Here is a 26,281-nt window from a genome sequence, read left to right on the forward strand (position 1 = left end):
AGTAGGACGTCGCCAAGCAATGTCCCTTTAGAGGATAATGAAGACATACATATTAGGGCCTTTAGCTCAGCTGGGAGAGCGCCTGCCTTGCAAGCAGGAGGTCAGCGGTTCGATCCCGCTTGGCTCCACCAATATTCCCTGATAGCTCAGTTGGTAGAGCACTCGACTGTTAATCGAGTTGTCACAGGTTCGAGTCCTGTTCGGGGAGCCAAATCTTAAATATTTATAATTTATATATAAGTGGTGGCGTAGCTGAGCTGGTTGAAACTTATGGTTATTCCATTAAGTATTGGAATTTTTTTTTAAGGCCCGTTGGTCAAGCGGTTAAGACACCTCCCTTTCACGGAGGTAACAGGGGTTCGATTCCCCTACGGGTCATAGTATGGAGGCTTAGCTCAGCTGGGAGAGCATCTGCCTTACAAGCAGAGGGTCGGGGGTTCGAGCCCCTCAGCCTCCACCATTTGAAAAGTAAATACCTATTATTGTCGCGGGGTGGAGCAGTTCGGTAGCTCGTCGGGCTCATAACCCGAAGGTCACAGGTTCAAATCCTGTCCCCGCAATTGATTTCCCCTAGGATTATCTATGGAACTGTGGTGTAGAGGCCTAACATGCCTGCCTGTCACGCAGGAGATCGCGGGTTCGAATCCCGTCAGTTCCGCCATTTTATGAAATATATAACTGGCATTTTTGTGTATTATACATATAATGTGGGTTTGTATATTACAGATATAAAACAACATATGGCTCGGTAGCTCAGTCGGTAGAGCAGAGGACTGAAAATCCTCGTGTCGGCGGTTCGATTCCGTCCCGAGCCACCTTTCAAGTGGGAATGAGTAATGTGCCGGTGTAGCTCAACTGGTAGAGCAACTGACTTGTAATCAGTAGGTTGGGGGTTCAAGTCCTCTCGCCGGCACCATTTTGGAGGATTAGCGAAGTGGCCAAACGCATCAGACTGTAAATCTGCTCCCTTACGGGTTCGGTGGTTCGAATCCATCATCCTCCACCAGTCTTTTCATAATCATTATGGCGGTCGTGGCGAAGTGGTTAACGCACCGGACTGTGACTCCGGCATTCGTGGGTTCAAGCCCCATCGGCCGCCCTTTATTTTCATTTAATGGGGATTAGCCAAGCGGTAAGGCAACGGACTTTGACTCCGTCATGCATAGGTTCAAATCCTATATCCCCAGCCATTAAGAGCCATTAGCTCAGCTGGTAGAGCACCTGACTTTTAATCAGGGTGTCGAAGGTTCGAATCCTTCATGGCTCACCATTTATATTTATTTTGCGGTCGTGGCGGAATTGGCAGACGCGCACGGTTCAGGTCCGTGTGGGCTAACCCCCGTGGAGGTTCGAGTCCTCTCGACCGCACCATATTTTGCGGACGTGGCTCAGCGGTAGAGCATCGCCTTGCCAAGGCGAGGGTCGCGGGTTCGATTCCCGTCGTCCGCTCCATTATCCATTCGGCGCCATAGCCAAGTGGTAAGGCAAAGCTCTGCAAAAGCTTCACTCCCCAGTTCAAATCTGGGTGGCGCCTTTACTGCTCATTATGGATTACATTTTGCGCCCTTAGCTCAGCTGGATAGAGCGTTTGACTACGAATCAAAAGGCCGGGAGTTCGAATCTCTCAGGGCGCGCCATTTTCTTAAAAATGTATAATATCGGGATGTAGCTCAGCTTGGTAGAGCACCTGGTTTGGGACCAGGGGGTCGCATGTTCAAATCGTGTCATCCCGATACTGATTTGCGGGTGTAGTTCAATGGTAGAACTTCAGCCTTCCAAGCTGATAGCGTGGGTTCGATTCCCATCACCCGCTTTTTGCTATAGCGGATTCTTGTTGCCTCAGTGGTGACACCTTATAAATAAAGAGAGCCTGTCTGGGACAGCGCTCTCTCTTTTTTTATTTATGCTGTTGTATCTTTACACAGGAATGGTCAGTTGGATGGAGGTCCCCTGTTCCGGTGCAGAGGTTACGCTCATCCATCCTCCTACTCCCCTGGCTCGTTCCTCCATGCTGAACAGTCCCACGCCCTCCCCTTGGGATTGCTTGGAGAATCCAATACCTTCATCCCAAATAGTCACTTGTATGGTCTCACTCCGATCCTCTACGTTGACATGTGCCTCTGCTACGTCCGCATACTTGGCTACATTCGTCAAGGCTTCCTGTACAATCCGATAAATTGCTATTTCTTTGCGGATATCAAGGCGTTTACGCAAATTACATTGAAAATGTACCTCAATTCCGTAATGAGAACAATAGTTTTCAATATAGGTCCGTATGGCCGGTACGACGCCCAAATCATCCAGAACCGACGGACGAAGTTCCCATGCCAGTCCGCGGACATCCTTAATAATGTCAGTCACCTGTGAACGCAGCTTTTCCAGAGCAGGACTAGGCTGTTCAGCAAGCTGGCTATCCAGTTGAATAATCAGCGCAAACAAGCTTTGCCCAATTCCATCGTGAAGCTCTCTTGAGAAACGTTTGCGCTCTTCCTCCTGTATTTGCATCACTTGCGTCATCATCGTCTGAAGCTCAGCCTCTACTTTTTTTAGTTTGGTTACCTCATTACGGATCGCCAAATACTGATAGGGCTTACCTTCTTCGTCCATGGATGGAACGATGGTGGTATTCACCCAATAGTAGGTGTTGTCTTTGGCTCGATTACGTATCTCTCCCTGCCATACCTCGCCTGAACGAATTGTGGTCCACAGGTTTTTCATAAAGGCAGGGGGATGATAGCCCGAATTAATGAGGCGATGATCCCGACCGATCAGCTCTTCACGACTGTATTGCGAAATCTCGCAGAACTTGTCGTTGACGTACTGAATAATGCCCCGGTGATCGGTCAAAGCAACGATAGAGGACGTATCCAACGCAAATTTCAGATTGGATAGCTGGTGAAGTGAGTTACGCAGTGCATGGAGAAAAGGGGATTCCGGTATATGCGCTTCCAAATTATCCAGCAGCTTATCGGCTGACTCGCCAAAAGCATGCTGGAGCAAAGGATTAGAAGGTTCATTCATAATGCAGCAGCCCCTTTTTTAGTGCAAATTTGACCAGCTCGGGCCGTGTTTTCAGGTTAAGCTTCTCCATCAGGTTACTTTTGTGGGACTCAACGGTTTTGACGCTGATCACCAGACGCTCGGCAATTTCCTTGTTTGCATATCCCTTGGCTACCCACGAAAGGATTTCCTTTTCACGTTCAGAAAGGGACTCATATGGGCCGGCTATGCCTTCCTTTTTGATCTTATCCAGATATTCACTCATTAGTCGTTTGGTTGCATTCGGGTACAGATAGGCGCTACCTTCGGCCACAGACTGAATGGCAGCAAGTAATTCCTCGTGAGGTGCGCTTTTTAAAATATATCCGGAAGCTCCGGCCTGAATGGCCCGGAACAGATATTCTTCATCGTCATGCATCGTTAAAATAAGCACTTCCGTATCGGGCAACTGTTTTTTCAATTCAGTAGTTGCCGTAAGACCGTCTTTGCCAGGTGGCATACTAAAATCCATGAGTACAACATGGGGCTGTAACTCTATCGCCTTGCGAATCGCTTCATCCCCGTCCGCTGCATCTCCTACCACTTTAATACCGTGTTTGCCGTCCAGTAGGGCCATGAGGCCGGAACGTACGACAACATGATCATCCACTACAAGTATACGAATCAATTTGTCATCCCCTCGAACGGTAGAACCGTACATTTTATCATCATCATAGCAAATTTAAGGGATTCCAATCAACATAGGCAGTTAGATACAATTATATTTCGTAATATATATCCGTCTCATTTTCTATAAAAATGCTATTAATCTTATAGAGTAAGCGTGTGGGCACATAGCTGACCAAGCTGCTCGGCGACTTGTGTGGCCCCTGCGACGTCGGAATCGGTGAACACTCTCACATCACGATTACCAAGAAGCAATACACCGTTCGGCAGATCCCCTGTGCTGGAAAAGGGAATAGCCACAGCAGAGTGAAGCTGCTCCGCCAGCATCAGCGCACATTCCTGACGTAAACGGATGCTGCCGGAGAGCATAGCACTTACGGTCACGGTACGCCCCAGACGAACAGCCATCCCGGCAATACCATGTCCTACCTTAAAAGAAATACGCCGATAGCGTTCGCTACGGCTGCCAGAGGCATAATACCATTGCAACCTGCCGCCCGGCTTGGACATGAGCGCAAGTGCTGTGAGATCCCCATAGATACGATCTCTCAACTGATCCAGTGTTTTGCGCATTTCATCCGTTATTTCTAGCATAGAAGACACATCCTTTTTCGTAAAAAACCTTTAGCTCTAACTTTATTGTAGTCCCGGCAGTTATAAAAGTAAGTCAGGGAACCCCCTGATCTATAGGTACAGGAAACACTGACTTTTGAACATGCGGGGCAAGGAGTAGGAGGGAAGCCGATAAATTAGGCTCTGCTTGATGGTGGGAGTGATATTTATCACAGCGAATCAGGGAGTAGGAAGGTGTAAAATCAGGTGTTCTCCTGATAACAACTGATGCGTCAAAACTTTATGATATAGATATCAGGTAAACACGAGGAGGACACTAACATGCAAGCCACTTGTACGGAACGGTTTGGGGATGAAGTGGAACGCACGGGAATTCAGCTTTTTTTGACTGAGGAACATTTTGGGCTGCTGAAGGATATTATGTCCTGGAAAAAGGTAAAGGCCGGCATTACGCTTTTTAGAGAGGGCGAAGAATCGGAGCAGCTATATTATATACATTCGGGCCATGTTAAGCTTCGCAAGTCGACAGAAGACGGAAAAGAATTGATTTTGACCATTCAGCATCAAGGCGACTTGATTGGGGAGTTCAGCGGGATAGATGGAGAAGAGTATAGCTGCACTGCAGAAACAGCCGATGCCTGTGAGCTGGGCGTCGTGCGTGTTCAGGATCTGGAATCGCTTCTGTCCAAAAATGGAGCGATGGGCCTTCAATTCATTCAGTGGATGGCTATGAAGCAACGGATTATGCAATCGCGGTTTCGGGATTTGCTGCTGTATGGTAAAACAGGTGCATTGGCCTCTACGCTAATCCGGGCGAGTAACACATGCGGTGTAGCAGTGAAGGATGGCATTTTACTGAATATGAAGCTGAGTCACTCGGAGCTGGGCGAAATGATTGGAGCGACGCGGGAGAGTGTGAATCGGATGCTAAGCTCGTTGAAGGAGCAGGGGACGCTTGATACGCGGGATGGCAAAATAGTCATTCATGATCTCAAGGTGCTGCGCATGATGTGCTGCTGCCCTTCATACGGCCAATGTGCGCATGAAATTTGCCGACTCTAAAAAATATGAACATAAATAAGGCGGAGTCCCTGAGGACCCGCCTTATTTATGTCTTCTGACAACCTGCACTTATACACCAGCATTTTGCAACATTCGATTCCGAACGCTTAAAAGTACAATATATAGACGAACTAAACCATTTCGATCTTTATATTGCTGATTTGAAATCGCTCTTGGGACTTATGCAAAATGCTCACATTTTTAATATAAAAAAAGCTAATCAACGCCGTATAGCGGTCAATTAGCTGGGGAGACGATTATTGATCTATTTCAACCTGTTCTGTTTGGAGGACACTTAAGGCTTGAAGTTTACGTGTAATTTCCTTTTGCCACTTTATATCTCCGACTTGTACCGCAAGATTGAGAAGATCCAAATAATCATCAATATGCAGGGAGGTTCTACTAAAAGCTTCTTTCACTGCGGTCCTGCCTCCTTTGGAGTCCATGTATATTTCCCTTTTAATAATGAGAATCATTATCAAAGAATGAGCTTATTCATATTATGCCTGTGTTCGAGATAAATTGCAAGGTATGATATGAATGAATTTTGAAGCGCACGAATGAGGGCTTGAAAAAACAAACCCTTCTCCTTAAGTTCACACATTGTTCACTTCTTTTCTATAGAACATAATGAAAAAAACAAGCGGGCATTGAGTGTTCACAGACGGGAGACAATTCGCGCAATGCTTCAACAAGAGGAGGAAAAAGATAATGGGCAGAACAAAAATGAAAGCGTTTGCTATTTTGGTGGCGAGCGCCTTGGCATTGACGCTGACAGCTTGTAATAACGGACAGAGCGCAAGTCCGGGAAACTCAGGCAGCAAGGGTGGAGACGTTGCAAGTAAAGAAGTGACGATTACCTTCCAGAACATTAATCCTGATCCTAGCACTCCTTCATACAAAATGATAAAGCAAATTGTAAGTCAATATGAGCAGAATCATCCGAATGTCAAAATTGAGCTGGATTCGCTGAATACAGATCAACAAAAGCTAAAGCTGAAAACACAGGCGGCGGCGAAGGAAGTTCCGGATATTACAATTGTAAACCCGGCCGCACAGATGAAGCCCTTCGTAGATGCAGGGCTGCTGGCTCCTCTGAACGATGTGGCGGATAAAGATGGGTTAAAAGATACATTTCAGGATGGACTGCTCCATTATTATAGCTTTGATGATAAGCTTTATGCTTTTCCGGACGGCAACAATATAGAAGTGGTGTTTTACAATAAAGAGCTGTTCAAGCAGGCGGGAATTCAAAAGCTGCCAACCACCTTTGATGAGCTGATAACGGCGGTCAAGGCGCTGAAGGGAAAGGGGATTACCCCGATTGCGATTGGGGAGAAGGATTCGTGGACCGGATCACTCCTTTTCATGAATATTTTGCTGCGTACGAATGAAGGACCGAATTTCCTCAAGGATGTGCTGGACGGCAAAAAGACGTTTAATGATCCGGCTTTTGTGGAAGCAGTGGATGCATTTCAGGAACTGGTGCAGGCAGGGGCTTTCCCGGATGGAGCAACATCCATTGACTATAATGCGGGCGGCAACATTTTTAAAACAGGAAAAGCTGCGATGTATATCATGGGCACATGGGAAACAGGGTCTATTGATGCTTCTTCGGTAGCAGGCAAGGTGGGCGCGTTCCAATTCCCTACGGTGAATGGCAAGGGAGATGTGAATGAGTATGTGATTGCGCCGGGCAGTGCGTTTGCGGTATCGGCGAACAGTGAGCATTTGCAGGAGACGAAGGATTTTCTGCACTATTTTATTACAGAGATGCCCAAGATCCAGTTTGATCTGAAAAATGCAATTGGCAGCGGGCAGAAAATGAAAGGCGATCTGAAGGAGGCGGGCTACTCCGAGCTGGCAATTAATCTCAATGAGCTGTTCAAAAATGTGAAGGGCGGCGACCTCGCATTTGATAATACGATGAATCCAGCTATCGCGCAGGCGCATCTGAGCAGTATTCAAAACCTGTTCGTGCAAAAAGAAGACTCTGCACAAGTTGCCAAGGAGCATCAGAGCGCTTTTGAAGCGAACAAATAGTTGCAGCTGAACAGGGAAGGGGCGCATTGGTTCCTTCCCTGATTTGGGATAACCATGAGCTGCCCATCCTTAGAAGATGTTCAGAAAAAACACAAAAGGAGATTGGAGCATGAATGTACTTAAGGTGCCGGCACGCACCATTGCCGTTTTCGTGCTGCCCTGCCTGCTGCTGTACACCTGTATGGTGTTTGTTCCGATTCTGGTGTCGGTATACTGTGGACTACTGGATTGGAACGGAATATCTGAGGCGAAGTTTGTAGGGCTGGCGAATTTCGAGCGAATATTTACAGCCGATCCGGTGTTCTGGCCGTCTGTGAAGCGGACGATGATGTTCGCTGTGTTCTCCATGCTGGAAATTCCGTTCTGTCTGCTGCTGGCTATTTTGCTTAATCGCTATGTGCGTAAGGCGAATACGCTGGTTACGATGTATTTTCTGCCAGTCATTCTGTCGGTGGTTATTATCGGGCAGCTGTGGAAGACGATCTATAATCCGGCCTCAATGGGTGGGATGCTGAACGGTATTTTGATGTCGGTCGGGCTGGAAAGCTGGACACGCTCATGGCTGACAGAACCGCAGCTTGCCATGTATGCTCTCTATTTTGTGTCGTTGTGGCAGTATTTTGGCTATCATTTGCTGATTCAGTTTACCGGGGTGCAAAATATTCCGAATGAGTTGTACGAGGCAGCCAAAATGGATGGAGCTGAGGGTTTTAAAGCAGATCGGTATATTACGCTGCCGCTCATTGTGCCTATTTTCAAAATATCCATTGTATTGGCCTTTATTGGTTCTCTGCAATCGTTCGATCTGATCTGGGTGATGACGGGTGGAGGGCCTGCTCATGCAACGGATACGGTGTCCACGTATATGTATAACATGTCTTTTTTGTCCATGAAATATGGATATGGCAGTGCATTGGCTTCGTTTCTCGTGATTATCTGCTTGTCATTTACAATTGTGATAAATTTTGTTTTCAAACGAATCGAAAATAAGGTAAGCTAAGGGGGATGAAGCTGTGATCACCATGAAAAGAACATTGGTCTTTTCCTTGCTGGCGGTCTTGATCGTCACGCAGCTGTACCCACTCTTCTGGCTGCTGACCTATTCGTTGAAGACGAATGAAGAGATTTTGAGCGCAAGCTTCTTTGCACTCCCTCAAGTGCCCCAGTGGCACAACTATCAGGAAGCGTATGAAGCAGGGAGCTACTTGCGCTATTTGGGAAACAGTGTGCTGGTGACCGGGGTTACGATGTTATTCGTCATTTTGTTAAGCTCGATGACTGCTTATGCGATTGCGCGTTTCCGCTGGCGCTTTGGAGCTGCTGTGCTGACCTTGTTTCTGATCGGAATGATGATTCCGATGCAGGCAACGCTGCTGCCGCTGATGGTGATGTTCAAAAACATCAACATTCTCAATACGTATTTCTCGCTAATTTTACCCTACATTGCTTTTCAGACACCGATTGCGGTTTTCATCCTGTCCGGCTTTATGCGGTCCATTCCCCACGAGATTGAAGAATCCGCTTACATTGATGGAGCGAGCATTTATCGTATTTTTCGCAGTGTGATCTTACCTATCTCGATTCCGCCAATGATGACGGTGTGTATTTTGACCTTTATTAATATCTGGAATGAATACATTATGGCTGCCACCTTTATCTCGTCAGAGAAGCTCAAAACACTCCCTTTCGGCGTCTATACATTCGTCAGTCAGTATTCTGTGAATTACGGCAATATTGGCGCTTTTCTGGTCATGGGGGCCTTACCGGTCATTATTATTTATTTTGTCCTGTCCGAAAAGATTACCAAGGGCATGGTAGCGGGGGCGATTAAAGGGTAGGCGAGCGATTCGAAAGGAGCGCACGGAGGTATGATGCGCCGTTTTCAGTCTATTCACCACCGCTTGTTTATTCTATTCCTCTTGAGCATGTCCGGTATTGTGCTGGCGATCAGTCTGTTATTTTATAACCGTACTACAGTACAGTTCCATGATAAGGTCAGTGAGCTGGCTCGTAAAAATGTTTCTCAAACGGCAGGACTGTTCGAACTGCTGCTCAGCAGCTATAACAGTCTGTCCAAATCGATCAGCAACAATATGGATTTGGTTCGTCTGCTAACGACGGATACCAGTGATTTACCCGCCGTCAATTACATCAATGAACGTACAATTACCAATATTCTGGGAGCTATCTATTATTCGCGTGAGGACCTGATAGGCATTCATGTCATTACAGACACAGGCAAGGTGTACAACTACGGTAATTACATGAATGTTATTGATACCGATTACGAACACACTGAATGGTATAAGGAAATTCGAAAGTCAGCGGGCAAAATCGCATGGTTGGGCGTTTATCCTCACTCTGTCATTGACCAGGTGGAAACCAGACCGGTGTTTGCGTTCGGGCGCCAGCTCTATGATCTGGATGAGCATAAGCCGATTGGTATCGTCCTGTTTGAAGCTGAACCGCGCTCGGTTCTGTCCGCCCTCCATAATTTGCGGCTGGGCACCAATAGTCAGGTATATCTGGTAGGCCATAAAAATCGGATTGTGTCGGCTACTTCCTCTGAACCGCCACCGGATCTGCAAAGTCTGGAGCAGCAGGTGCCTGAGGATGATGTCATTGTTAATCGGAGTAATGAGAAGGTTGTAATCGCTTCTAAGTTGCCGTTTGCCGATTGGTCGGTCATTAGTGTGACACCCAGCGGGGATTTAAACGTGGAGCTGGTGCAAAATCAAAGGTATTTGCTCATCGTGGTGCCTGTACTCATTATTTTATCCGCGCTGATTGCCTCCATCGTCTCCAGACGTATTTCGCTTCCGCTGAAGCGGGTCATTCGCGAAATGAAACGGGTAGAGACGGGGAATTTCCGCCATACGGTGGAGATTGAATCTTATGAGGAAATCAACCAATTGGCGACATCCTTCAACCATATGGTAAGACGGATTGCCGATTTGATCGAGCTGGTACGCATATCATCGGTCAGTGAAAAAAATGCCGAGTTGCACGCGCTCCAGACGCAGGTCAATCCGCATTTTCTGTATAATACGCTGGATATGATCTATTGGATGCTGGATGAAAAGGGGCAGGATCAGCTCGGGGAAGTGGTGCTCTCCTTATCCCATATGTTCCGCTACAGCAGTCATTGGGAGGAAGGGACCGATGTCAGCCTGCGCGAAGAAGTGGAGCAGATCGGGCATTACCTCACGATTATTCAGGCACGGCTGGAAGGCAGGGTATCCGTAGACATCAGTATTGATGAGCGCTGGATGGATATCCGCTTGCCGAAAATGACCTTACAGCCGTTGATTGAAAATGCAGTCAAGCACGGACTCGAGCCTCTTCATGCGAATACAGGCGGCAAGCTGCTCGTCAGGGCAGAGGAATATGACGGTGTATTAAGTCTGCATATTATGGATAATGGCGCAGGGATGGAGTACGAACGATGGGAGGTGGTTCAGGTTGCTTTGGCAGAACCCGGCAAGCAGACGGGCAGCGGGCAGGTGGGAGGCATCGGCCTGCAAAATCTAAATTTACGGCTACGGCACATGTTCGGAGAAGAGTACGGCCTACGGATCTCCAGCGTACCTGGGGCCGGAACGACAGCCACTGTAAGTGTGCCTCTGCCACAGAAGGAGGAGAATCATGAATATTCTGATAGCTGACGATGAAAGTATGATTCGGCAGGGGATTCGGCGCACCATTGGTCAGGCTCTGCCAGCCTGCGGCATTCATATCGCTGCTTCCACCGAGGAAGCAGCAGGCATTCTGGCGGAGCATCCCGTGGATATTGTATTGACCGATATCCTGATGCCCGGTATGGATGGTCTGGAATTCATGCGCATTTCCAAGCGAAAGCATCCTCATCTGCAGTGGGTTGTTATTTCGGCCCATTCCGACTTCCAATATGCACAAAGAGCAGTAAAGCTGGGTGCCAAAGACTACCTGTTAAAGCCGATTGGCAAAAAAAAGCTGCTCGAATGCATTGAAATGCTGGCGGCCGAAGCACTTGTCGCTTCACAGCAGGCGAGCGAGGGCAAGCTTCTCAAGTCCAATATGGTCTATTTGCGTGAAGCTGTTTTTCAACGCCATGCACTTGGACTGGATACTGGGAAGCTCGATATACAGCCGTTTGTGGAAAACTATCCGGAGTTTCATCTCTTCATGGTTCGTATGGAACCTGATCACAAGCAGACACACCTGGAGCATTTTATGATTGAAAATGTACTATCCGAGCTGGTTGAGGCAGGCGGGAGTGGCTTTGTCGTCAGTCTCGACCGCCATAGCCTGCTGGGTATTGCACGGCTGCGGGATGAGGCAGAGGCGGCACGGCTGGAAACGTTGCTCGAATCCCACTTGAAGCGTTATGTGAAGGTGCCGTTACAAATTACGCGTTCGGGAGTTCACCACAATTTTGCGTCTATTCCTGAAGAAGTGGTACGGCTAAGACGAACGCCCGAGGAGATTGCAGCGGCGGCGGTGGACGCGGGAGAATGTTTGCGAAAAGGCATGCATACGGTGGATGTGGCGTTGCAATATATTCGTACACATTTTACAGAGGAATTGTCGCTGGAGAAGGTGGCTTCGGTTGTCTTTTTGAATCCGGTGTATTTCAGCCAGTTGTTCAAGCAAAAAACTGGACAAGGCTACAAGGATTACGTTATTTGCTTGCGGATGGAGGAAGCAAAGCGGCTGCTCAGTGATCCTCATCTTCGGTTGGCCGATATTTCCGAGCGGATTGGCTATCAGGACATGCGGCATTTTACACAGGTGTTCCGGCGCAAATGTGGAATGACTCCGACCGAGTATCGGCATCAGGGAGTCAAATAAGGCGGTATCAACGAAGGAATGATGGAAGTTCCTCCAGTATAAGGCTGTTTCATGAGTAGGGCTGTAGAGCATCTACTTGGGAGCAGTCTTTTTCGTGTCTCCAGCCTGTAGCTGTTCAACCAATTTGCGAGCTGCATTAGATAAATAACGATCCTTTGTGGTACTTTGAAGATATAGGCCAAATGTAAAGGGGAATATACTTTATGAAGACACCAAGGATCGGCAAGGAGCTGTTCACGCTGTTGGACGGCAAGGCATTGGAGAACAAGCAGCATGAAGCGATGATGCTGCTGACGGTCACGGAGGATCAATGGCCGCATATTGCAATGATTAGCGTGGGCGAGGTTGTAGCGCTGGATGAGGGAAATCTGCGTCTGGCACTATGGCCGGGCACGACAACGACGGGCAACATGATCCGTACCAGGAAGGCGACACTCGCGGTGTTCATCGGCGGGAAGGCGCATTATGTCCGATTGTCGCTGGAACACTTGTCGGCTTTACCCAGGGCCAAGCATGTACGCGAACGGTTTGCGGCACAGGTATTCGCAGCCAGAGAGGATTCTGCTCAATATGCGGATATCCTGACAGGTGTTACGGTCCGACTTAAGGAGCCAGAAGCAGTGTTAAATCGCTGGGAAGAAACAGTGGCAGAACTGTTAATGTAAAATGTAGTAGTTAATAAGGACCAAATTTTCTTTAAAGCCTAAACTATTCTTTTCCACATGTCGAAATAAAACGTAGGTATAAGGATTTTGCGAAATCCTTAATTTTAAGTTTTGAAATGGGAGGGAATTAGATTTTGAAGAATAGATGGTCCGGTTTCTTGGCGTTGGTCATCCTGATCTCAAGTTTTACATCATACGCAGGGTTTGCATCCGCAGCTGATCCGGTGCTTTCCAAGATTGTCCTTTCCTCTAACGAGGTAACTGTGCAGCAGGGGGATGCGGCTGCGTTGACGGCTACGGCTATTTATGCCGATGGGACGACTTCAAATGTAACGGTAAGCACGGATTGGAAAAGTGATAATACTGCTATTGCTACGGTATATAACGGTACGGTTTCAGGTAAGGGCGAAGGGGATGCGACTGTGGTTGCGACCTATAAAGATAAGATACAATCGGTTCAGGTACATGTAACGAAAAAGGTTAAGGCGCTCACATCCAGTGTACAAAGCTTGAGCTTGCGTTCAAGCGGCACAGGACAGATTAATCTGACAGCGACTTACAGTGATAATACAACTGCTCAGGTTTCGGGCGATGCTACCTGGACCTCGGATAACCAGAAGGTAGCAACCGTAGTTAACGGATTGGTTACCGCTCAGGGAGCAGGTACAGCCAACATTAAGGCCGTATACGGTCAACAAACCGTAACGATTGCTGTGCAGGTAGAACAGGTTAAACGCTTGGATGTCAGTCCATCTGAGGCTTCCCTTTTGCTGAAGGATACCGAGAAGGTCAAATTGACGGCGACCTTCCCGGATGGAACGGTGCAGGATGTTACTGAGTCTGCCGAGTGGAGCTCCAGCAATGCAGCCGTAGCGGATGTGCTGAAAGGCACCATTACCGGCTACAGCGCAGGTAAAGCGACGATTACAGGTAAATATGGTACGATGTCTGCTACCATTTCGGTGGATGTCGATCAAACGAATAAGCTGAAAGCCAGCGAATCCAGTATTTTTCTCCGTTTGGATGAATCCAAGAAAATACAGGTTTCTGCGGTGTACCCAGATGGAACGGTAACGGATATCACAGATAAAGCTACATGGTCCACAAGCGATGAAAAAATTGCGACAGTGAATAAAGGAACGATTATGGCCATTGGAGCGGGTTCGGCTACGGTGACCGCTAAGTATGGTGATAAGACGGTTTCGATTAAGACAGACGTAGAAACCTCCAGATATCTGAATTTGAGTGAGGACAAGCTGAGCCTGAATGCCAAGGAATCCAAAAAGCTCAAGCTGACCGCGACGTATGTAACAGGTGTGGAAGAAGATATCACGGATAAGGCAGAGTGGAAGTCCAGCAATGAAGATATTGCTTTTGTCAGCAAGGGTGAAGTAACGGGCTATAAAACAGGTGAGGCTACAATCACAGCTTCCTATGGCGGCAAAACAGTCACAGCGACGGTATCTGTGAATGTGCCTGGTGACCTGTCCCTGTCCTCCAAAACAGCAACGATTGATATTGATGAGGATTATGTTGCTACTCTGACCGCTACGTATGCGGATGGTCGTAAGGAAGATGTGACACAGGATGCAGAATGGACTTCAAGTGCGGCGGATGTTGCTTCGGTGTCCAAAGGAACCATTACGGGTAAAGCAGCGGGTAAGGCGGTTGTTACCGCCACTTATAATGGCAAAAAGCTGACTATTAATGTACAAGTCGGTCTCGTAGACCGTTTGGAAACAGACACACGCGTGATTGCGCTGGGTGCCCAGGAAACGAAGCAGTTGAAAGTAACAGGCGTCAAGAGCGGCGGTACAAAAACAGATGTAACCAAGGATGCGACCTGGACTACCAGCAGTGTGAAGGTGGTCGAGGTTAGCGAGGGCTTGATCAAAGCGAATGGCAGTGGTAAGGCTACTGTTACAGCTTCTTATGGCAAGCAAAGCATTACATTTACAGTAGAAGTGGATGTAGCGCAACAGATTGAGGCAGATGCTATCGCGCTATCGCTTAAATCCGGAGATCAAAAAACCATCGCAATTGTGGTCAAATCCAGTGATGGCAAAGAAAAGGACGTTACGGCCCAAGCCGAATGGAAAACGTTAAATTATAAGGTAGCTACAGTCAAAAAGGGCCAGGTTACCGCGGTAGGCTACGGTAAAACCAATATTCAAGCGAAGTTTGGCGGGAAATATATCACCGTACCTGTGGATGTCGATACGCTTAAATATCTGCAAACCGACGAAGTCTCGCTGAATTTGAAAGCAGGACAGGTAGCCAAGGTTACGGCTACAGCTACGTATAAGGATGAGTCGGAGAAGGATGTATCCAAGCCGGCAGTCTGGTCCTCGTCCCGAATTATTGTTGCCACAGTCAAAGACGGCAGCATTAAGGCACAGGGTAAAGGTAAAGCTGTGATTACCGTGAAATATGCAGGAAAAACGACGAAGGTACAGGTGAACGTACAGTAAGAAAAAAGGGGTGTCCCAAAAGCCATGGAAATGGCAATGGGACGCCCCTTTGCTTTAAGAAGGATATTCGGTGGCACTACCGCTTAGAAGCTATGACTTATCCTTCTTGGCTGGTATGTTGCGCGTAAGCGACTCCGTCAGACGCTTGCCGGTCGGCGTTTGGGCCAGGCCGCCCTTGGCTGTCTCGCGGTGCTTGGATGGCATCGCGCTGCCGACTTCGAGCATCACGTCGATGACTTCGTCAGACGGGATGGCGCTGCGCACACCCGCCAGAGCCATATCCGCAGCGGCAAGCGCGGTCACGGCTCCCAGCCCGTTGCGCACGATGCACGGAATCTCCACGAGTCCGGCGACGGGGTCGCAAATCAGGCCGAGCGTGTTTTTGAGCGCGAGGCCTACTGCATGGATGGCCTGGTCTGGCGTACCGCCGCGCAGCTCGACCATGGCCCCTGCGGCCATCCCGATGGCTGAGCCAATCTCGGCCTGACAGCCTCCCTCCGCACCGGAGATGAAGGAATTGTTGGCGATGACGTAGCCAATCGCTCCAGCGGCGAACAGTCCGCGCACCATATGCTCGTCATCCCAGCCGAATCGCTCCTGCGCGCTGATGAACACGCCGGGGATGACTCCGCATGAGCCTGCGGTGGGCGTGGCGACAATGCGACCCATGGACGCATTGACCTCCGATACGGAGAGGGCATACGCCATGGCGAGTACCGAGGCATCGCCGGAGCAGGTTTCTCCTGCGCGCAAATATTCCGTCAGGCGTTTGCCGTCGCCGCCCGTCAATCCGCTGCGGGATACAGTGTCCTGTGTTTGCCCGCGATGAACGGCTTCCTTCATGACTTCGTAATAATCAGACATTTGGCGGAGGATTTCTTCCTCTGGTGTGTTCGTCTCTTGCACCTGTTCCTTGATCATCATGCGCCCAATCGTAGTGGATTCCTCGGCGCACAAGGCACCTAATTCATGCAGATGGCTAAACCGCATCGGATTCAGCTCCTTTTTTCAAGTTAATCATTTTGATTTCATACATATGAGGCAAAGCTCGCAGCTCTGCAATTAATTTAGCCGGAGCGGGACTATCTGTTTCAATGGCAGTGAGCGCTTCGCCATCCCGGCCTTTGCGATCCACGTGCATGTAGGCAATGTTAATGTCAGCTGCGCCCAGCGCCGAAGTCACCGCGCCCAATGTTCCGGGCTTATCCGAGTGGAGAAGCACCAGCGTAGGCAGCTCTCCGGTTAGGTTGACCCGGAATTCGTTGAGCTGCTGAACATGAATGTTTCCGCCGCCGATGGAGGAGCCTAGCAGCGTGCGTTGATCTTCACCCTTCCATAGCTCGAAGCGGACCGTATTCGGATGAGGGGCGGGCAGTCCGCTGACAGCCAACTCTACTTCCATCCCGGCCTGCTCTGCACATTGCTCGGCATCTGGAATCCGGTAGTCGTCTGTATCGTAATTCAGCAGTCCGGCAATGAGTGCCAGGTCTGTGCCGTGTCCCTTGTACGTATCGGCAAATGAGCCGTACAGCGTCATGCGGGTACGGTCAGGTTGCACACCGAGCCAGTGCCGGGCAACACGTGCGAGCCGCACCGCGCCAGCGGTATGTGAGCTGGAGGGTCCGGTCATAGCCGGACCGATAATAGAAAATACATCCTTGAAACGCATGGTGTGGCCCCCTGTATGTTTGAATACCATAGTATATGGTGCTGCCGCGCCTTTGCGCGGGTGTGACGGCTTCTAATGCTGACGCAGCATGTGAGTACAAAAAAGGACAGGATAAGGAAATTTCCCTTATCTCTGTCCTCGTTACCTGAGAGTTTCGTACGGTGTCATACCCGCCTTACCCCTTGGGTGGCTTGCGCTCTCTCCAGAGTTGCGTCAGATGACGATACATGGACCTGAGAGATTATCCGCCAGCCGGGTGCTGACGTCTTGCTCCTTCGGTGCTGCCGGGATGTGATTCCCAGACAGGCTCTCCCGTCATCTTCATTCGCGTATACCGTTCAACATTTCCTCCTAAGCGTAATGTATGCCATGCCTGGTGTCAATCACAGGTTGGGATTTTACATAATTTAGGACTCTTCGTTCCATTCGGCCAGGTCAAGGCAGAGGGCGCGTTGACGGTAGCAGAAGCGCTTCAGCACCAAAGCATGGAGCCTATTCCAATCCAGCCAAAGGCATGAGTACGGAAGAAGCTGCATCTCCGGTTATTTTTGGTGCTGAAAATTAATCTGTGGTTGGTTTTTTCAATGATCGTGATAGTCTATTCTTAATTGATATATCCATATACTGGTGATAGGATAAGTTCAAATTATTCCGACTAAATCGGTGTGTAATGTTCATGAGAGGTTTAACATCAAGCGTGGTGCGCATAAGCAGGACAAGACCATGGAGAATGGAGGAAGCATATACATTGAGTAGCGAGCCGGTGTTGGAAATCAAAGGGTTAACGGTATCTTTTGGCATTAAGGATGAATATTACCCCGCAGTCGACCATCTGGATCTGACGGTCAACCCCCTCATGCGCTCAAGGACCTACAGCAGGCGCAAGCTTCCATTGAGGAGCTTCGCACCTCAATGGAAGCTTGCGGATCGGTATCACTTTGCTGGAGCTGGATAACCGGATGGACCTTGGCATTGTGCTGACAAAACGTTCAGGCTGGCGGCAGCCCTGATCATGCTACGCGTGCTGAATGCTAATGAGTGCGCACCTCCAGCCTGCGTGCAAGCAGCGACATGCTGTAATTAACAGCGAAGTACAAGAAGGCGGCGAATAGCAGAGCAGGAATGACGAAGGACTGATTTTGACCGCCAACAATCTGAATGTTATGCGTCAGCTCCGGCAGACTGATAATGACCGCGAGAGAAGTATCCTTGAGCAGGGAAATGAACTGGCTGACGATAGGTGGCACCATGCGGCGGAGCGCTTGTGGCAGAATGATATGCCATAACGTTCTGGAATAGCTCAGCCCGGAGGACCGTGCGGCTTCAATCTGTCCTTTATGGACGGAGTTCAAGCCGCTACGGACAATCTCGGCGATCATGGCCCCCTCAAAGATCGACAGGCCCGTAATAGCTGCCCATTTGAGCGAAATGGACAGGCCGATGGACGGTAAGACCATACCGATGAAGAAGATAATGAGCAATAACGGAAGATTGCGAATCAGATCGATTAAAAAGGCCGCTACTTGTGAAATGACAGGTAAACGCGTATAGCGCAGGATTCCAAACACGATACCAAGCACGAAGCTGAATATGATGGAATAAACGGAGACCTCCAGCGTTAGCAGGAAGCCCTCCAGTATAAAACGCACATTAGGCCATACAAACAAGCCGCTGAAATCCATACGGGCTTCCCTCCTCAGGATGTTTTGGACAGACGACGTTCCATATACAGGACAAGAAAGCTAAGTGGAACCGTCAAGGTAAGGTATAGCAACGCTGTGATGGCATAGACGGTGATGGGCATAAAGGTATCCGAGTTAATCAGATCCGAATAATACATCAGGTCCAGTCCCGCTACTATGGCCAGTACGGAAGAGTTTTTGACCAGATTGATGAACTGGTTGCCAATCGCAGGCAGTACAATTTTAATCGCTTGTGGCAAAATAATACTGATCATCGTCTGGTTGTAGCTCAGCCCGGAGGAGCGTGCGGCTTCGAATTGCCCCTTTGATACAGACTGGATGCCGGCACGTATCGCTTCTGCAATAAAGGAGGCGGTGTATACGGTCAAGCCAAGCGTTCCAGACACAAAACCATCCAAAGGAACACCCAAAGTAGGAAGTCCCAGATAAAAAAACAATACAACGATCAGCAACGGGATATTACGAATGACCTCTACGTAGACGGTGCCAATCCAGTTCATCCATTGAAAGGGAGCGATTCGGAGGATGGCGATGATCGCTCCCAGAATAAAGCTTCCGATCAAGGCAATGACACTGGCTTGAACGGTATGAAGCAAGCCTTCTATGAAGCGGTCGCTATGGTCGAAAAGTACGTTGATATCAAAAGTAAGCATCTGCGGATGACACCCCCATTATTCGGGTTTAACCCCAAGCCATTGCTCGTGGAGCTTATCGTATTCACTGTTGCTTTTCAGCTCCTTGAGCGTATCGTTAATGGCTTGCAGCAATTCCGTTTGTCCCTTCTTCACCGCAATGCCGTAAGGTTCCTCAGTGAAGTTTCCGCCTACGAGGGTGTAATTCGGATCTTGCTGTTGCATGCCGAGCAGAATAGAGTTATCGGTGGTCAACGTCTGACCTTGACCTGCCTTGAGTGCGTTGAATGCATCCTGGTAGTTTTCGAACTCCAGTATAGTCGCTTTGGGTGCTTTTTCGCGGATATTTTTGGCGGAGGTGGAGCCTTTAACTGCGAGTACCTTGGTAGCCGGGGTCAGGGACTCCAGACCGGTAATCGGGCTTCCTTTTTTCACGAGCAGGGATTGCCCGGCGTTAAAGTAGACGTCGCTGAAATCGACCTGCTTTTTACGTTCGTCCGAAATGGTCATGGTTGCGATAATGGCGTCGATGTCTCCGTTTTGCAGCAAGGTGATTCGTGTCTTGGACGTGACTTCCTTCAATTCAAGCTTGGTTTCGTCTCCAAAAATATGTTTGGCTACCGCCTTGGCAATGTCGATATCAAAGCCTTCTACTTTCCCGCTAGCCGGGTCTTTCAGACCGAACAGCTTGGTGTCGTATTTCACCCCAACAACCAGCTTGCCACGTTGCTTGATGGCTTCCAGCCCGTTGGCTGCCGCCGCCTCATTCCCCGACGTTGCCGTTCCTTGCTTGCCTCCACAGCCAGCCAAAACGAGTAGACAGGACAGCGTAAGCAGCATAAGGGCACTCCATGAATATCTTTTTCTCATTTGAACAATCTCCTTTCGATTAAAGGTCTGTTTAATGGTGAATCAGACGGCTCAGGAACAGGCGCGCCCGCTCTTCACCCGGATTCTGAAAAAACTCGGCAGGCTGACTGTCTTCTAAAATCTGTCCTTTGTCCATGAAAATGACGCGATCCGCTACTTCACGGGCAAAGCCCATTTCATGAGTCACTATGACCATGGTGATGCCCTGATGGGCGAGCGAACGCATAACATCCAGTACCTCTCCGATGGTTTCGGGATCCAGAGCGGAGGTAGGCTCGTCAAACAGCATGATCTTTGGATTCATAGCGAGGCCACGGGCGATAGCAACCCGTTGCTGCTGTCCCCCGGACAATTGGGCGGGGTAGCTCTGTGCTTTTTCCTCGATTCCAACACGCTTCAAATAGGTGATGGCTGTTTGGATAGCCTCTTTCTTCGAGATCCCCAGCACCTTCATGGGTGCGAGTACAATGTTCTCAATTACCTTTTTATGGGGATACAAATTGAAATGCTGAAATACCATACCGATATTGCGCCGGAACGCGTTAATATCAATCTTTTTGTCATGTACAGGTATCTCGTTGACGATCAGCTCCCCGTCCGATATGGTTTCCAAACGGTTGATGCAGCGTAGCAGGGTGCTTTTACCCGAGCCGGAGGGTCCGATGATCACGACGACCTCGCCCTCCTTAATCTGAAGATTGATGTCTTTAAGTACATGGAAGTGACCAAAATGCTTGTTGACGTTGCGAAACTGGATCAGAAGGCTCACCCCTTTCAGGCTTGGATACATAGCTTGGTAGATTGGCTGGCATGATAAAGCTCTATCAAAATTTCAAAATTTTCTCTCATGATACTATAAGCTTACAATGAAAAACAAGATTTTATGTCATAAAACTTCACTCAAAATATATTTTTATGTAATTATTCATGAGTGAATCGATATTTTCATATGTAGATGAGCATGCATGCACAAATTAATGTTATTAAATTTGACATAAAATAATCTCCTTCGACATTCCAAGGGAGAAACGTGACAAAAGCAACGTTATGTTTTACAGTAGGGGAGAAGGAATTTAGGGTAAAGGAAGGTTAGTGCAATGACGAAAGCTATTTCACCGCTGGTAACCGCATTGGGCATGGAGCCCCATCCGGAAGGCGGCTGGTACAAAGAAATGTGGAAGTCCCATTTTCAAATTCCGAAGCCTGTACTGCCGGATGTGTATTCCGGTCCGCGCTTTGCAGCTTCATCGACGTATTTTTTGCTGCATCCGGGCGAGTTCTCCGAGTGGCATGTCGTGCATTCGGATGAGCTGTGGCTGTATCATAGCGGAAGCCCTGTGGAGTTGAAATTGGGTGGAAGCGGAGAACAACCTGGTGAAGAAACGGTGATTATCGTCGGTGCCGATGTGGAGGCAGGACAGCATCCACAAGCGCTGGTGCCGGGCACAGTATGGCAAACGGCGCGTCCGCTTGGGGATGAGCCTGTGCTGGTAACCTGTGTCGTTGCTCCGGGATTCCACTTTGACGATTTCAAGCTGATTGCAAAGGACAAAACTGAATAAGGAAGTTTTTATTGGCGGGTGTGTTCCTTAAATTAACAGGATGGCCCGCCTGATTTATATTCTCTGCTGGGTTTGGATTGTTTTCTGGCTTATAGAGGTGAAGGTTTTTTTGGGGCATGGACATTATGGCGCTTTCGAATGTCTTTTGCGAGGTTTTTGATCCGTGTAGTGTTGTATGAGCTGCTCTGTTTCCGGTTAATCTTGGAATATACGGCATAGCGATTTCTTCCCATTCGTTTGGCATGGTACATGGCGATATCTGCCTCTTTGAGCAATGTCTGCAGATTGTCCTTCTGGGATGGGTTCAAGCTAATACCGATACTTCCTGTGACAGATAGTCTGTGTCCATGAATGCTGTAGGCGCTGCTGATTTTTCTTAGGAGGAGTTGCGCCAAAATTTTTACCTGGTCGGAATCAAAATTTTTTATAATGAGTAAAAATTCATCCCCTCCAATTCGAAAAGCCTTTTGGTTCGCATTCATGACTTGTAGCAGATGAAGGCTAACTTCATGTAACAGCATATCGCCAACCTTGTGTCCATAAGCATCATTAATGGCTTTGAAGCCGTCCAGGTCAATGTATAAAATAGCAGTGCTTTCTTTGCCTTTATGTTGCTTCCAAAAGTGGTTGAGCGCATTCCGATTGAACAAACTTGTTACAGGGTCTTGGTAAGCAAGTTTCCTTAGCATAGTTCTTTCCACAAATACAGACCTTAAAAAAATCCCAAGGCATGTCCATACGATCAGGTTTAAGATCAATAAACACAAGAGCATATAGGAGTTTTGAGCTAAATTCAAGTTCATGTCACCACCCATATCATGATAGTACCCCTTCCTCGCTTTGTGTAAGCCAGAAAGGGGATTGTTTGATTATTTCATTCTTTTATTTTTGTGCATCCGTCTGTATTTCAAATAGGCACCCAGAAGAATGAAAGACATTCCGCTCAAATAGAAGGGAGCAGGACTGTTTTCTCCTGTCTGCGGTAATTTATTTACCTGCGGAGTACGACCTGAATCACTTGGGTCCTCGGGGTCCTCAACAGGGAACTTGATGCCTCCTTTGGGTATGGGTTCATCTTCAATCTCTACAGGTGGAGACGATTTCTGAGGAGGATCCATTTCTGGCGATTCCGGCAGCGCATCGGGTTCTTCAGGAGGCTGCTCAATCTCTGGAACACCCAATGGCACATCTTCATCTTCAACGATCTGTGGCTCATTGGTTACTGGCTTAACGGGTACATTCGGCGTTTCTGTGGGCTCAGGATCTTTATCGTGCTTTTTACCTGAACCCGGATTCGTAGGTGTTCCTGGATTCGTAGGCGTTTCTGGATCGGTAGGTTTACCCGGATCAACAGGGGTCTCTTTTTCATTGGTCACCACGATCTGCTTAATACCTGAGCTTTGTTTAACCGTGGCGTCTATGTTGACCGCTGTCTTCGAGGCTGTTATTTTATAGCCTGCTGGAGCTGCAAGTTCCTCCAGAATATATTCATCATACAGCAATGAATTGAACAAAATTTTCCCGTCTGCATTGGTAGTTTGAATGAGCGGGGCTCTTTTTTGGTTCTTATCATAGAGTGCAAAGCGTGCTCCAGGCAACACCTTGTCAGGATGATCCTGGTCAACCTTGGTCACTTCCAGGCTTCCTGTTATGCCTCCCCCTGAACCTGAGCCGGAGGATGTCCGCACGATGATTTCTTTACTGGTTTCTCTCAGCTCCGTAGTTAAGCGGTCGCCCTCAAAATAGACGCTGTTACTCACTTTCGCTTTATCATCCGCTTGAATGAAAGATTGATATTCCAAAATATAGCCGGATGAAATGGCCTGTGTGAAGCCAAGCTCAAAGGATTGCTGACCTTGATCGTTTGTCGTAATTTTCAGCTTATAATCCTGATCCTTGACTAATTCAGTGCCTTTGGCAGCCTCTTCGTTGGCTGATACTTTGGTGGAATACAAATGAAAGGAATCTTCAATCAGGATTTGATTGCTGCTGGGTGTATCCACGATTTTGGCGTTGGAGACATAAGATTGCCCTTCATTGATCCGGATCTGCCATTCGATCTTATTACCATTCTGGCTACCGGCTTTTGTAACGTATTCTCCCCCATGAGGCACAGTTACTTTGGCTGCCCACTCAGAGATCATGTTTTTTCCATCCATCAGCAGAGCCTTATTGTTGATTTCTTTATCAATAAGCTCTCCCTCCAAGGTGGTCTGGAAAGTGATCCAGTAGGGAGTGTTGATCTGTTCATTAAAACGGATACGCAGCTCATTGCCGTTATCAGCGGTGGGAAGAACAAGGGTGTATTGGTCTGCCGACAGTTGAGCTCCCTTTTCCACACCATTCCACCACCCAAGCAGTGTCATGTCATACACTTTGACAGAGCCGGGAACCAGCTTCTGACCTTGCTGTAGCGTATCCTTTATTTCAGCCTGATTCAGGGTTTTACGGTTATAGTTCGTCAAGATGTCCCATGTGATGTGCTTGGAGGTAGCGTTATAGCTTCCTTGCTTGGCACCGTTCTGCTGTGTCAGATTGTCAGGCCATAGCCGGGCTTCGGCTTCAGCAGAGTAGGGCGTTCCATTTTGCACCCATGAGATGGAAGCTTTATTCCAGAACTCCGACTTGCTCGTATCCTTTTTCCATTCATTGTTAAATGTTGTTGAATAGCTGATGGTATACGCGTCCTGGATCGTTTTATGGAAACGTATCGTGAATCCTTGCTTATAGTCATGTGATAAAGGAATCAGTTCATAATCTGCTGGTGATGTTAGTGTTGATTTTCCGTCCGCGCTTTGGATCTTTAATGTATCTGGTAAAAGAGCCAAACCGCCATTCGGAAACGTATCGTTGATCACAACCTGATTCATCGTATATTTATCCTTATTGATGGCAATAACCCAGGGAATCGTTTTTGTGTTGTAGTTCGGTTCCTTGAAGCCTTTAACAATGACCCCGCTTTTTAGCTCAGTGGTGGTATCTTTGGTTACTCCATCAGACGTTACGGTATTCGTTATACGTTCATTTTTAAGTACACGATCTACCGCCTTGGTTTGATAACGGATCGTGTATGCTTCCTCTACATCGTAGTTGAAGCGTAAATCGAAGCCGTTGGCCGTTTCATTGCTAACCAGTGAGACGGTATATTCGGAGGAAGAAAGTTCCTCAGAAGTTGATCCTTTGTACACTTTAAGTGAACCAGCCACGAGCTCTTGGCTTTTGTTGAAGCGGTCAGTTAACACGGCTTTCCCGGCGGGAATTTTCTTTTCGCCAAAATTATACTTGATCGCCCAGGATACCGTTTGCGTAACCGGATCGTATTGCTCCATTTTTTTGGACAAGAATTCGCCGCGTTGAACGGTTACTGTAGCTGTTGCAGAAGCGTCTTTCGTATTGCTGCCAGAAAAAGTGGCTGTGTTGGAAAAACGTGATTCTTCGCTGGTGATGTTAGTGGAGTATTGGATTCGGTATGCGCTACGGATGTTTTCATCTTTAAAACGGATGATGAAGCCGGTACCAGCCGAATCGGCTTCCAGCGTATACTTATCCTTATCCACCGGATCACGCAGCAAGGTTGAACCATCCACGTTGATTTGTAAATAATATAACCGGATAGAATCCCTTACCAGCTCCAATCCTTGGGGAGTCGGGTCAGTGACTACAGCATGTTGAACCGTATCCAATTGTTTATTTACGTCAATCGTCCAATCAATCTGACGGGTTCCATTGGCTTTCCCCTGCTTATCCAGGGAAGGGCCTGCCGCAGGCTTGATATTTACGACTGCTGTTTGTACGCCCCCCTTGATCGGGATGGCGATAATGACCTCTGTACTGCCATTTTCAATTTGCTTGCTGAACTCGGTCTTAACCTCCAGTTTTCCGCTGACATTGGAATGGCTCTCCAGGTAATCGTTAAAAGTCATGACCACTTTGCCTTGGCGGTCTACCGTGAAATGGCCAACATTTCCATCTGTCGTAACCAAAGGAGAGGAGATATCTGTGTAGATTTCAAATTGCTCGGGCAATTGAAAGGTAAAGGTGTCTCCGGCCTTGTACGTATTGTTGGGAAGCTCCCAGTCATAAATGAGATGGACTGCATCGTCAATGTCCAAGCGACTATCGGGATTGTATACCGCATCAATCACTTGACCGGTCGCATCGGTCAGGGTAAGTTTCGTTAATATACTCGCTTGAGCAGCTTCTTCAGAATTTGTGGCGACCGCTGCTTGAACAACAGGAGCTGGTAGGGAAGGAGGCATCTGTTGTTCTGGTTCTATGACTGGTTCTGTTTCGGGTACTACGATATCATATACATCATTTGTAACGGTTTGCTCTGCCTCGGTTCCAGCAATCTCCGGCTGATCCGGGGCAGGGATTTGAGCATAAGCTTGGGTGATACCAAAAAAACTTTGTAAAATGAGTAATAGTGCAATAATTAGTACATTCCATTTTTTTCTCATACTCTATTTAATTCTCCTTTCTAAAGATTATTGTATAAAGATTACTGTATATTGTATTCATGTCAGGACGTTTAT

Annotated in this window: 22 protein-coding genes, 18 tRNA genes and 1 riboswitch; of the genes, 28 read left to right on the top strand and 12 right to left on the bottom strand. The window is 48.0% G+C overall.

What is annotated here, in order from left to right:
• Positions 1–55 precede the first annotated feature (55 nt).
• From ACIFO6_RS14045 to ACIFO6_RS14130, 18 genes are all read left to right on the top strand, one after another.
• A tRNA-Ala gene (locus tag ACIFO6_RS14045) sits at positions 56–131 on the top strand.
• A 4-nt stretch (positions 132–135) separates the two neighbouring features.
• Positions 136–211: transfer RNA gene (locus ACIFO6_RS14050), tRNA-Asn, on the top strand.
• 95 nt (positions 212–306) lie between these two features.
• Positions 307–378: transfer RNA gene (locus tag ACIFO6_RS14055), tRNA-Glu, on the top strand.
• A 6-nt stretch (positions 379–384) separates the two neighbouring features.
• Positions 385–460: transfer RNA gene (locus ACIFO6_RS14060), tRNA-Val, on the top strand.
• Positions 461–486: 26 nt separating this feature from the next.
• Positions 487–560, top strand: a tRNA-Met gene (locus tag ACIFO6_RS14065).
• 24 nt (positions 561–584) lie between these two features.
• Positions 585–661, top strand: a tRNA-Asp gene (locus ACIFO6_RS14070).
• A gap of 81 nt (positions 662–742) precedes the next feature.
• Positions 743–815: transfer RNA gene (locus ACIFO6_RS14075), tRNA-Phe, on the top strand.
• A 25-nt stretch (positions 816–840) separates the two neighbouring features.
• Positions 841–916, top strand: a tRNA-Thr gene (locus ACIFO6_RS14080).
• Between the two features lie 4 nt (positions 917–920).
• Positions 921–1,006 (top strand) — tRNA-Tyr (locus ACIFO6_RS14085).
• Between the two features lie 20 nt (positions 1,007–1,026).
• Positions 1,027–1,099, top strand: a tRNA-His gene (locus ACIFO6_RS14090).
• 16 nt (positions 1,100–1,115) lie between these two features.
• A tRNA-Gln gene (locus ACIFO6_RS14095) sits at positions 1,116–1,190 on the top strand.
• Between the two features lie 4 nt (positions 1,191–1,194).
• Positions 1,195–1,270 (top strand) — tRNA-Lys (locus ACIFO6_RS14100).
• 14 nt (positions 1,271–1,284) lie between these two features.
• A tRNA-Leu gene (locus tag ACIFO6_RS14105) sits at positions 1,285–1,371 on the top strand.
• 6 nt (positions 1,372–1,377) lie between these two features.
• Positions 1,378–1,452: transfer RNA gene (locus tag ACIFO6_RS14110), tRNA-Gly, on the top strand.
• Positions 1,453–1,462: 10 nt separating this feature from the next.
• A tRNA-Cys gene (locus tag ACIFO6_RS14115) sits at positions 1,463–1,534 on the top strand.
• Positions 1,535–1,560: 26 nt separating this feature from the next.
• Positions 1,561–1,637, top strand: a tRNA-Arg gene (locus tag ACIFO6_RS14120).
• 22 nt (positions 1,638–1,659) lie between these two features.
• Positions 1,660–1,733 (top strand) — tRNA-Pro (locus ACIFO6_RS14125).
• Positions 1,734–1,742: 9 nt separating this feature from the next.
• Positions 1,743–1,813, top strand: a tRNA-Gly gene (locus ACIFO6_RS14130).
• A gap of 104 nt (positions 1,814–1,917) precedes the next feature.
• Here ACIFO6_RS14130 and ACIFO6_RS14135 read toward each other — a convergent pair.
• The 3 genes from ACIFO6_RS14135 to ACIFO6_RS14145 all read right to left on the bottom strand — a co-directional run bounded on the left by ACIFO6_RS14135 (position 1,918) and on the right by ACIFO6_RS14145 (position 4,260).
• Positions 1,918–3,021, bottom strand: a complete 1,104-nt coding sequence (locus ACIFO6_RS14135; RefSeq protein WP_430041276.1) for a PAS domain-containing sensor histidine kinase — start codon at positions 3,019–3,021, stop codon at positions 1,918–1,920.
• On the bottom strand, positions 3,014–3,667 hold the full coding sequence (locus ACIFO6_RS14140; protein WP_044647721.1) for a response regulator: 654 nt from the start codon (positions 3,665–3,667) through the stop codon (positions 3,014–3,016). Before ACIFO6_RS14140 ends, ACIFO6_RS14135 begins: the two co-directional genes overlap by 8 nt.
• A gap of 143 nt (positions 3,668–3,810) precedes the next feature.
• On the bottom strand, positions 3,811–4,260 hold the full coding sequence (locus ACIFO6_RS14145) for a GAF domain-containing protein (RefSeq protein ID WP_283654270.1): 450 nt from the start codon (positions 4,258–4,260) through the stop codon (positions 3,811–3,813).
• A gap of 300 nt (positions 4,261–4,560) precedes the next feature.
• Here ACIFO6_RS14145 and ACIFO6_RS14150 point away from each other — a divergent pair, with 300 nt between their 5' ends.
• Positions 4,561–5,301, top strand: a complete 741-nt coding sequence (locus ACIFO6_RS14150) for a Crp/Fnr family transcriptional regulator (RefSeq protein WP_283654271.1) — start codon at positions 4,561–4,563, stop codon at positions 5,299–5,301.
• 257 nt (positions 5,302–5,558) lie between these two features.
• Here the strand turns inward: ACIFO6_RS14150 and ACIFO6_RS14155 are convergent, their stop codons facing one another.
• On the bottom strand, positions 5,559–5,720 hold the full coding sequence (locus tag ACIFO6_RS14155) for a lysine-specific demethylase (protein ID WP_014279404.1): 162 nt from the start codon (positions 5,718–5,720) through the stop codon (positions 5,559–5,561).
• Positions 5,721–6,012: 292 nt separating this feature from the next.
• Between ACIFO6_RS14155 and ACIFO6_RS14160 the strand changes: the two genes are divergently transcribed.
• The 7 genes from ACIFO6_RS14160 (at position 6,013) to ACIFO6_RS14190 (ending at position 15,310) form a co-directional block, all read left to right on the top strand.
• Positions 6,013–7,344 (top strand): extracellular solute-binding protein, encoded by a 1,332-nt coding sequence (locus ACIFO6_RS14160; RefSeq protein WP_430041278.1) that lies wholly within the window; start codon positions 6,013–6,015, stop codon positions 7,342–7,344.
• Positions 7,345–7,453: 109 nt separating this feature from the next.
• Positions 7,454–8,344: a carbohydrate ABC transporter permease gene (locus ACIFO6_RS14165; RefSeq protein WP_430041280.1), complete on the top strand. Its 891-nt coding sequence runs from the start codon at positions 7,454–7,456 to the stop codon at positions 8,342–8,344.
• A gap of 22 nt (positions 8,345–8,366) precedes the next feature.
• Positions 8,367–9,182, top strand: a complete 816-nt coding sequence (locus ACIFO6_RS14170; RefSeq protein WP_430041281.1) for a carbohydrate ABC transporter permease — start codon at positions 8,367–8,369, stop codon at positions 9,180–9,182.
• Between the two features lie 30 nt (positions 9,183–9,212).
• A complete protein-coding gene (locus ACIFO6_RS14175) occupies positions 9,213–11,009 on the top strand; it encodes a cache domain-containing sensor histidine kinase (protein WP_430041282.1) in 1,797 nt (598 codons plus the stop codon).
• Positions 10,990–12,174, top strand: coding sequence for a response regulator transcription factor (locus ACIFO6_RS14180; protein ID WP_430041283.1), 1,185 nt, complete (start codon positions 10,990–10,992; stop codon positions 12,172–12,174). The genes ACIFO6_RS14175 and ACIFO6_RS14180 overlap by 20 nt, the downstream gene beginning before the upstream one ends.
• A gap of 203 nt (positions 12,175–12,377) precedes the next feature.
• The gene (locus ACIFO6_RS14185) at positions 12,378–12,839 is read left to right on the top strand and encodes a pyridoxamine 5'-phosphate oxidase family protein (protein WP_430041284.1); all 462 of its coding nucleotides are present in this window, start codon (positions 12,378–12,380) and stop codon (positions 12,837–12,839) included.
• Positions 12,840–12,973: 134 nt separating this feature from the next.
• A complete protein-coding gene (locus ACIFO6_RS14190) occupies positions 12,974–15,310 on the top strand; it encodes an Ig-like domain-containing protein (RefSeq protein WP_430041285.1) in 2,337 nt (778 codons plus the stop codon).
• Between the two features lie 90 nt (positions 15,311–15,400).
• Here ACIFO6_RS14190 and sdaAA read toward each other — a convergent pair whose 3' ends face one another.
• A complete protein-coding gene (gene sdaAA / locus ACIFO6_RS14195; RefSeq protein ID WP_430041286.1) occupies positions 15,401–16,300 on the bottom strand; it encodes an L-serine ammonia-lyase, iron-sulfur-dependent, subunit alpha in 900 nt (299 codons plus the stop codon).
• Positions 16,290–16,979 carry an L-serine ammonia-lyase, iron-sulfur-dependent subunit beta gene (gene sdaAB, locus ACIFO6_RS14200; protein WP_430041287.1) on the bottom strand — a complete coding sequence of 230 codons (690 nt, stop codon included), beginning with the start codon at positions 16,977–16,979 and terminating at the stop codon, positions 16,290–16,292. The genes sdaAA and sdaAB overlap by 11 nt, the downstream gene beginning before the upstream one ends.
• 211 nt (positions 16,980–17,190) lie before the next feature.
• A riboswitch (glycine riboswitch) is annotated at positions 17,191–17,304 on the bottom strand.
• A gap of 423 nt (positions 17,305–17,727) precedes the next feature.
• On the opposite strand from sdaAB, the gene ACIFO6_RS14205 reads away from it, so the two are divergent.
• Positions 17,728–17,934, top strand: a complete 207-nt coding sequence (locus ACIFO6_RS14205) for a hypothetical protein (RefSeq protein WP_430041288.1) — start codon at positions 17,728–17,730, stop codon at positions 17,932–17,934.
• 76 nt (positions 17,935–18,010) lie between these two features.
• Here the strand turns inward: ACIFO6_RS14205 and ACIFO6_RS14210 are convergent, their stop codons facing one another.
• From ACIFO6_RS14210 to ACIFO6_RS14225, 4 genes are read right to left on the bottom strand one after another with little or no spacing between them, the layout of a single operon-like run.
• Positions 18,011–18,661 (bottom strand): amino acid ABC transporter permease, encoded by a 651-nt coding sequence (locus ACIFO6_RS14210; RefSeq protein WP_430041289.1) that lies wholly within the window; start codon positions 18,659–18,661, stop codon positions 18,011–18,013.
• Between the two features lie 14 nt (positions 18,662–18,675).
• The gene (locus ACIFO6_RS14215; protein WP_430041290.1) at positions 18,676–19,335 is read right to left on the bottom strand and encodes an amino acid ABC transporter permease; all 660 of its coding nucleotides are present in this window, start codon (positions 19,333–19,335) and stop codon (positions 18,676–18,678) included.
• Between the two features lie 18 nt (positions 19,336–19,353).
• Positions 19,354–20,184 (bottom strand): transporter substrate-binding domain-containing protein, encoded by an 831-nt coding sequence (locus ACIFO6_RS14220; RefSeq protein WP_430041291.1) that lies wholly within the window; start codon positions 20,182–20,184, stop codon positions 19,354–19,356.
• 31 nt (positions 20,185–20,215) lie between these two features.
• Positions 20,216–20,974, bottom strand: a complete 759-nt coding sequence (locus ACIFO6_RS14225) for an amino acid ABC transporter ATP-binding protein (protein ID WP_430041292.1) — start codon at positions 20,972–20,974, stop codon at positions 20,216–20,218.
• A gap of 307 nt (positions 20,975–21,281) precedes the next feature.
• Between ACIFO6_RS14225 and ACIFO6_RS14230 the strand changes: the two genes are divergently transcribed.
• Positions 21,282–21,746 carry a cupin domain-containing protein gene (locus ACIFO6_RS14230; protein ID WP_430041293.1) on the top strand — a complete coding sequence of 155 codons (465 nt, stop codon included), beginning with the start codon at positions 21,282–21,284 and terminating at the stop codon, positions 21,744–21,746.
• 89 nt (positions 21,747–21,835) lie between these two features.
• Here ACIFO6_RS14230 and ACIFO6_RS14235 read toward each other — a convergent pair whose 3' ends face one another.
• Positions 21,836–22,549 (bottom strand): diguanylate cyclase domain-containing protein, encoded by a 714-nt coding sequence (locus ACIFO6_RS14235; protein ID WP_430041294.1) that lies wholly within the window; start codon positions 22,547–22,549, stop codon positions 21,836–21,838.
• 66 nt (positions 22,550–22,615) lie between these two features.
• Positions 22,616–26,206, bottom strand: coding sequence for a collagen binding domain-containing protein (locus tag ACIFO6_RS14240; protein ID WP_430041295.1), 3,591 nt, complete (start codon positions 26,204–26,206; stop codon positions 22,616–22,618).
• Positions 26,207–26,281: the final 75 nt, after the last annotated feature.

Origin of the sequence: Paenibacillus sp. NRS-1781 (genome assembly GCF_050467745.1) — a bacterium.
Taxonomy (GTDB): Bacteria; Bacillota; Bacilli; order Paenibacillales; family Paenibacillaceae; genus Paenibacillus; species Paenibacillus terrae_A.